Source organism: Vibrio owensii CAIM 1854 = LMG 25443, assembly GCF_000817815.1.
Taxonomy (GTDB): domain Bacteria; phylum Pseudomonadota; class Gammaproteobacteria; order Enterobacterales; family Vibrionaceae; genus Vibrio; species Vibrio owensii.
The window spans coordinates 1-6,440 of the sequence record NZ_JPRD01000077.1; the positions used below are offsets into that span (position 1 = coordinate 1).

The following is a 6,440-nucleotide window of genomic DNA, read 5'->3' on the forward strand; positions in this document are numbered from 1 at the left end:
GTCCGCTCCGCCACTTATTTCGAAGACCTCGCTTTTGCGAGGTTTTTTTGAATCTACAATGTGATAAGCTGTAGTTTCTACAGGGGTGTAGCTCCAATTGGCAGAGCAGCGGATTCCAAATCCGCGTGTTGGGAGTTCGAATCTCTCCACCCCTGCCATATTTAAGGCTCTAGTCGAAAGACTAGAGCCTTTTTCGTATCTGGAGAAAAGAATTCCAGCCTATTGGAAGAGCAACGGATTCCTCTAATATCAAAATAGTGAGTGTTGGGAATTAGGTCGCCAGCCCGCCTTAATCTTTGAGTCCAACCTGCGAAATACTTGAGGCTCTAGCAGAAATGCCGGAGTCTTTTTGTTTCTGCCTCTTTCCTTGGTTGCTCTTTACCTGAAACCGCAAAATGAACCGAATCCTTGGGGTTATCGTTTAGTCCTCCCGCGTAAAGTGCTCAAGTCTCTCGATAGAAAGGTCGAAGCTAGGAAATACTAAACGTCTGCTTACTCGTTGGCTCGTCTAACTATTCCTTTCTAAAGTAATTTGAGGCCATAGGTTAATGGTCTTTTTAGGGCAGGGGTAAGTGGACAGCAACGTTCTTTGGTGTTGCTGAGATAGGGTAGAGTGCTTACTGTTTGCTCTCTATAGTGGTTTACTAAACCCTGATTAAGTAACAAAAAAAGCCCAGTATTTTCATACTGGGCTTGCTTATCACTTAAGTAAACGTCTTAAAGAATACGTTTAAGCACGCCATCTGCTTTAATTCGTGTGATCTTACGAACCAGCTTCTGAACGCTTACTGGATAGTCTGCAACTTTTTCTAATTGTCTATATGTACAGATAAGCTGAGTATGTTCAAGAATGTTTGCTACTTCTTGCTCAAACTTGTCAGTCATCTTCGCGTAGTTATCTTGTACTAATAGACCATTTTCTAGGTCTAGAGACCATGCACGAGGATTCAAGTTATTACCTGTCATCAGCATGTAGCGTTTATCAACCCAGATGCCTTTTAGGTGGAAGCTATTGTTGTCATGCTTCCAAAGGTGGATAGACAGTTTACGTGCAGCAATGCTTGCCTCGTTGGCTTTCGCAAATCGACGTAAGTTGAGTTCGTATAGATATGGTAGGCCACCTATGGTCTTGAACTCTTCTTCCGGAGAGATATAGAAGTCGTTTGCCGTTTTATCACCCACTACGATAGTCACTTTTACACCACGCTTCATTGCGCGTTTCACTTCGCGATTAATCGCTTTAGGGAAGTTAAAGTAAGGGGTGCAGATGAAAATCTCGTTCTGGGCAGCAGCAAGCAGCTTAACGATTTTTTGATTAAGTAAATTACGACGTTTTCCTAGACCTACAAGCGGTGTGACTTTTACATCTTCTTCGCTAGCTAGCTCAGTTTCGAACTCATAGTTAGCACGTGCTAATGAAGAACGAAGTTGGCGGATGTCTGCTTTGATTTCTTTTGTTTCAGGCTTATCTTTGCCTGCTAGGTCGTTGACTGCAGGGTGAGCGATCATTTCGTCTTGGATGAATCTCACCATAGAGTCAGCTAATGTTTTGTGCTGAATGACATGGTAGCGGTCGAAGCGGTAACGATCGTTGTAGTGTAAATACACGTTATTGAGGCTAGCGCCGCTGTAAATCACGGTGTCATCAACGATAAAGCCTTTAAGGTGAAGTACTCCAAAGACTTCCCTTCCACGCACTGGAATTCCGTAGACGGGAATTGAGTGTTGGTATTTCTTTGCGAACGCTTTGTAAAGTGCTGCGTTGCCTTCTGATGACTCTGCACCAATAAGACCTCGTTGCGCTCGGTGCCAATCTACACAGATATTGATGTCCAATCCAGGATTGCGCTGTTTCGCTTCATAGAGCGCTGTGAAGATTTCACGGCCAGCTTCATCATCTTCCAGATATAGAGCGACTAGGTAAATTCGCGACGTTGCTTTGCTGATCGCATCAAGAAGACGAGTTCTGAAAGTCTCTGCAGCATGCAGAACTTCGAAGTCTTCAGGCTTAACAGCGAGACTTGGCAACTGTTCGAATGGGTTCCTACTTACTATCATACCGGTGTGAGTACCTTAATTAAGTGCAATATTGCGAACCTGATATTTTACCAAAGATATGAATTCTATGGCTACAAAACCACGCTGTTTGGAGTGTCAGAAGTAATGAATTGCATTGGAATGAGATCTTTACCACTGTCTACATAGCGCAGATACGCCATTTTTAGAGAGTTGGGAAGTGCAGAGCTATCAATGGTTTTGAATCCGTGTTGAGTGTAATAGTGTTCTAAATGGTTAAAAGCAAAGCAATAATCGCCATCGTTGAAAACTGTGTTTTCACAATGAGTAAGCAAGGTATTCCCTACGCCTGTCCCTCTGTATTCCGGGATCACGAGCATACCTGTCAATAAGCGTGATTGCTCAATGGTCTTCAGTCTTAGTAAAGCAATGATACTGCCCTCTAAGGTGGCGGTTACGATCAATTCGTCTCGCTTTGCTCTCCCTGCGGGGTAATGAGCTTTGTACAACCTCTTGATGAGAGGCAGTTTGATCGGATTTAACACTTCTATGATTAATGAGCTAGGTATTGTCACTGCGGCTAAAAGATAACTAATGTAGAATGTTCATAGTTTAAGAGAATCTCATCTGGCGTTGCAAATCCACTATGGAAATTAAGAAACACGCGAGCCTTAAGGCTTTTCACACATTTGGTATAGAACAAACTTGTGCGTATTTAGCGATCGTTGAATCTGTTGACGACGTTATACAACTCTTCCAAGACAAAGCTTATCAGGACATACCTAAGCTCTTCTTAGGTAAAGGCAGTAATATGCTGTTCACTCAGCACTATGAAGGCATGGTGATAATCAACCGTTTAATGGGTAAAACCGTGACTGAAACGGATGAGCATTACTTACTGCATATTGAGGGGGGAGAAGATTGGCCTGATTTGGTCGAATGGAGTGTTAAGCAAGAGATGGGCGGCATGGAAAACCTTGCGCTTATCCCAGGGTGCGCGGGTTCGGCGCCAATTCAAAATATTGGTGCTTATGGTTTAGAGCTACAAGATATATGTGAATATGTCGACATTCTTGATTTGACCAGTTTTGATACCAAACGAATGAGTGGCGAAGAGTGCTTGTTTGGTTATCGCGACTCTATCTTCAAGCATGAACTATATGAGAAGTGTTTTATTACTGCGGTTGGTCTCAAGTTGCCTAAGCAATGGCAAGCTATTAATCAATATGGCCCTCTACAAAGTATTCCAGAAGAAGAGCTCACCCCACTCGCTATTTTTGAACGTGTTTGCCAAGTGCGCATGGAAAAATTACCGGATCCTGCAAAAGTGGGCAATGCGGGTAGTTTCTTCAAAAATCCCGTGATCAGCCAAGATCATTATGATCAACTCATTCAGAAACATAGCAACATGGTGGCTTACCCAGCAAAAGAGGGGATGAAGGTTGCGGCTGGTTGGTTGATTGACCAATGTGGGCTCAAAGGCGTGTCAGTCAATGGGGCCCAAGTGAACCCATTGCAAGCTTTAGTATTAACCAATGTAGATAATTGCAGTGCTAGCGATGTGGTCGAGTTGGCTTCTTTAGTGAAGAAGACAGTTTGGGATAAATACCAAATTGAACTAGAGCATGAAGTCCGCTTTATGAATAGCAAGGGTGAGACCAATCTGGCTGAGATTGAGGCAATGCAATGAGAAAAGAACACTCAGTAAAATTGCATATTCTCAAGGCGATCAGTGACGGAGATTTCCATTCAGGAGAAGCGCTAGGGCAGGAATTAGGTATCTCTCGAGCTGCCATTGCTAAGCATATCAAAGGGCTTAATGACTGGGGGGTGGATATTTACCGTATCCAAGGGCGAGGCTATCAGCTAGCCCAGCCTTTGCAGTTGCTCGATGAGACTCAATTGCAAGCCAAAGTAGAGACGCCAATAGAGTTGATCTCGGTTATTGACTCTACTAACCAATACTTGCTTGATAAAGTGAATGAGTCAGACAAAGGGCGAGTTTGTCTTGCAGAGTATCAGGCAAAAGGGCGAGGAAGGCGTGGACGCCAGTGGATATCTCCCTTTGGAACAAACCTTTACTTATCGATGTACTGGCGATTGGATGCTGGTATGGCTGCAGCGATGGGCTTGAGCTTGGTTGTTGGTATCGCTGCTGTAGAGGCAATAGAAAGCCTTGGTATCGTTGGCGTCAAATTGAAGTGGCCGAATGACATCTATTACCAAGATAAGAAATTGGCGGGCATTTTGGTGGAAATGTCGGGTCAGGCCGGTGGAGCAGCGCATTTGGTGATCGGCATGGGGTTAAATATCGGAATGCCAGATATGCAGCCAGAAATTGATCAACCTTGGACGACTCTGAACCAAGTGAGTGATGGTGTTTTGATTGACCGCACTCAGCTAGCGATAAAGCTAATCGAGCATTGGAAGAACGCGCTAGAAGAATATGAAATGGCAGGACTGGCAGGTTTTGTTGACCGCTGGAATCGTTTAGATAATTTTATTGGACGCTCAGTTAAGCTGCTGATGGGGCCAAGAGAGATTCATGGAGTAGTGAAAGGCATCGACCAGCAAGGTGGGGTAGTGCTTGAAACTGAAAATGGATTGGAGACCTATGTTGGCGGAGAGATCTCCTTAAGAAAAAATGACTAGCCCCGTCATTAAGGATAAGGTTACTTTCTCAAAGAAACCTTATCCACCAAATGGCTTGGGCCTTTATGCAGAATCAAATGAGCTCTTTCACGAGTTGGAAGGATATTGTGTTCTAAGTTCAACCCGTTGATTGAATGCCATATGTCTTTAGCTTTATTTTTCGCCTCGTCTACAGATAGCTGGGTATAGTGGCTAAAGTAAGAGCCTGGCTTAGTAAAGGCACCTCTACGAAACTTCAAGAATCTTTCTATATACCATTGCTCAATGGTGTCTGTTTCTGCATCCACATAGATAGAAAAATCTAAGAAGTCAGAAACAAATACGCGATGCGGGTCGTGCGGATAATCCATACCGCTCTGTAAAACGTTCAGCCCTTCAATGATTAACACATCAGGACGATCCACCTTTTTCTTTTCGTCTGTAATGTCGTAAGTGATATGCGAATAGACAGGCACTTCTAAGTTAGGCTGGCCAGCTTTTACATCAGAAACGAATTCTACCAAGCGTTTAATATCGTAAGACTCGGGAAAGCCTTTACGATGCATGATGCCTTTATCTTCTAATACTTTCTTTGGATATAAGAAACCGTCTGTTGTCACTAAGGCGACTTTAGGGTGGTTCTCCCAGCGAGAAAGCAGGGCTTTAAGAAGTCTCGCTGTCGTGCTTTTTCCTACAGCAACACTTCCCGCAATGCCAATGACGAATGGTGGAGCGTGCTCTTCCGTATTCAGGAATTCCTGTAGGACGGAGTTTCGACTTTGACGGGCTTGAACGTATAAATTCAATAGACGAGACAAAGGAAGGTAGATCTCTACCGCTTCCTCCATAGTGAGGTTTTCATTAATGCCTTGAAGCGCTTTTAAGTCGTCTTCAGAGAGTGTCATTGGAACAGAATTGCGTAACTCTGCCCATTCCGCACGGTCAAATGACAAAAATGGACTCATGGATCTCTTTTATCCTTGGTTTCATAGAGAGCAAGAACATACAACAAGCTCCGAGCAAAGCAAACGACAAAGCTCGAAAGTTTGCTTTAAAAAGCGAGGTTTGTATGATTTTGCAGCAATCGATTCTAAAAAGTCGAATTTTACGATTTTTTTTAAAATAGCTATTGCAACCTAGAAAATCATTCAATAGAATGCGCACCACTTATGCCGACTTAGCTCAGTAGGTAGAGCAACTGACTTGTAATCAGTAGGTCACCAGTTCGATTCCGGTAGTCGGCACCATTCTTTCCTGTTTCATTAGAAGCAATTGTAGTAAGAATGGCATGAAATTTTGGAGGGGTTCCCGAGTGGCCAAAGGGAGCAGACTGTAAATCTGCCGGCACTGCCTTCGATGGTTCGAATCCGTCCCCCTCCACCATATTCTTTAGGAAATAGCTCTCAGAGTTACGTGTTGCGGGCATCGTATAATGGCTATTACCTCAGCCTTCCAAGCTGATGATGCGGGTTCGATTCCCGCTGCCCGCTCCACTCTAATTTGAGTGCTGATATAGCTCAGGTGGTAGAGCGCATCCTTGGTAAGGATGAGGTCGGCAGTTCGAGTCTGCCTATCAGCACCAGCTCTTAAAGTTATTTCCTTTTGATATAAGATTTACCAATTATCTTTTTTGGTTGCGTGGTCAATTCGGGCCACCTAAATCCGTACCTAGAGGGACTACTCATGTCTAAAGAAAAATTTGAACGTGTAAAACCGCACGTAAACGTTGGTACTATCGGCCACGTTGACCACGGTAAAACTACTCTAACAGCTGCTATCTGTACAACACTTGC

Annotated in this window: 6 protein-coding genes and 5 tRNA genes; 8 read left to right on the top strand and 3 right to left on the bottom strand. The window is 43.9% G+C overall.

The window, feature by feature from the left end; all coding sequences use genetic code 11:
• Positions 1 to 81: 81 nt before the first annotated feature.
• Positions 82 to 158 (top strand) — tRNA-Trp (locus tag H735_RS28260).
• A gap of 559 nt (positions 159 to 717) precedes the next feature.
• On the opposite strand, the gene pssA is transcribed toward H735_RS28260, so the two are convergent.
• Together pssA and H735_RS28270 are read right to left on the bottom strand one after the other, a co-directional pair.
• On the bottom strand, positions 718 to 2,058 hold the full coding sequence (pssA, locus tag H735_RS28265; RefSeq protein ID WP_020196965.1) for a CDP-diacylglycerol--serine O-phosphatidyltransferase: 1,341 nt from the start codon (positions 2,056 to 2,058) through the stop codon (positions 718 to 720).
• A gap of 71 nt (positions 2,059 to 2,129) precedes the next feature.
• Positions 2,130 to 2,561, bottom strand: a complete 432-nt coding sequence (locus H735_RS28270) for a GNAT family N-acetyltransferase (RefSeq protein WP_027726774.1) — start codon at positions 2,559 to 2,561, stop codon at positions 2,130 to 2,132.
• A gap of 101 nt (positions 2,562 to 2,662) precedes the next feature.
• On the opposite strand from H735_RS28270, the gene murB reads away from it, so the two are divergent.
• Both murB and birA read left to right on the top strand, forming a co-directional pair.
• Entirely contained in the window at positions 2,663 to 3,706 is a 1,044-nt protein-coding gene (gene murB / locus H735_RS28275) for a UDP-N-acetylmuramate dehydrogenase (protein ID WP_020196967.1), read from the top strand.
• Positions 3,703 to 4,668 (top strand): bifunctional biotin--[acetyl-CoA-carboxylase] ligase/biotin operon repressor BirA, encoded by a 966-nt coding sequence (gene birA, locus H735_RS28280; protein ID WP_020196968.1) that lies wholly within the window; start codon positions 3,703 to 3,705, stop codon positions 4,666 to 4,668. The genes murB and birA overlap by 4 nt, the downstream gene beginning before the upstream one ends.
• Before the next feature lie 20 nt (positions 4,669 to 4,688).
• Here birA and coaA read toward each other — a convergent pair whose 3' ends face one another.
• Positions 4,689 to 5,612 carry a type I pantothenate kinase gene (gene coaA, locus H735_RS28285; protein WP_005442549.1) on the bottom strand — a complete coding sequence of 308 codons (924 nt, stop codon included), beginning with the start codon at positions 5,610 to 5,612 and terminating at the stop codon, positions 4,689 to 4,691.
• Positions 5,613 to 5,818: 206 nt separating this feature from the next.
• On the opposite strand from coaA, the gene H735_RS28290 reads away from it, so the two are divergent.
• From H735_RS28290 to H735_RS30575, 5 genes are all read left to right on the top strand, one after another.
• Positions 5,819 to 5,894 (top strand) — tRNA-Thr (locus H735_RS28290).
• A gap of 51 nt (positions 5,895 to 5,945) precedes the next feature.
• Positions 5,946 to 6,030: transfer RNA gene (locus tag H735_RS28295), tRNA-Tyr, on the top strand.
• A 35-nt stretch (positions 6,031 to 6,065) separates the two neighbouring features.
• Positions 6,066 to 6,140 (top strand) — tRNA-Gly (locus H735_RS28300).
• 13 nt (positions 6,141 to 6,153) lie between these two features.
• Positions 6,154 to 6,229: transfer RNA gene (locus H735_RS28305), tRNA-Thr, on the top strand.
• Between the two features lie 101 nt (positions 6,230 to 6,330).
• Positions 6,331 to 6,440 (top strand): GTP-binding protein (locus H735_RS30575; RefSeq protein WP_133152127.1); only part of this gene is annotated, 110 nt, incomplete at its 3' end.

What these genes read in the sequence shown, in the direction of transcription:
- pssA (WP_020196965.1), bottom strand. Translation starts at nt 2,058, where the DNA reads ATGATAGTAAGTAGGAACCCATTCGAACAGTTGCCAAGTCTCGCTGTT.
- murB (WP_020196967.1), top strand. Translation starts at nt 2,663, where the DNA reads ATGGAAATTAAGAAACACGCGAGCCTTAAGGCTTTTCACACATTTGGT.
- birA (WP_020196968.1), top strand. Translation starts at nt 3,703, where the DNA reads ATGAGAAAAGAACACTCAGTAAAATTGCATATTCTCAAGGCGATCAGT.
- coaA (WP_005442549.1), bottom strand. Translation starts at nt 5,612, where the DNA reads ATGAGTCCATTTTTGTCATTTGACCGTGCGGAATGGGCAGAGTTACGC.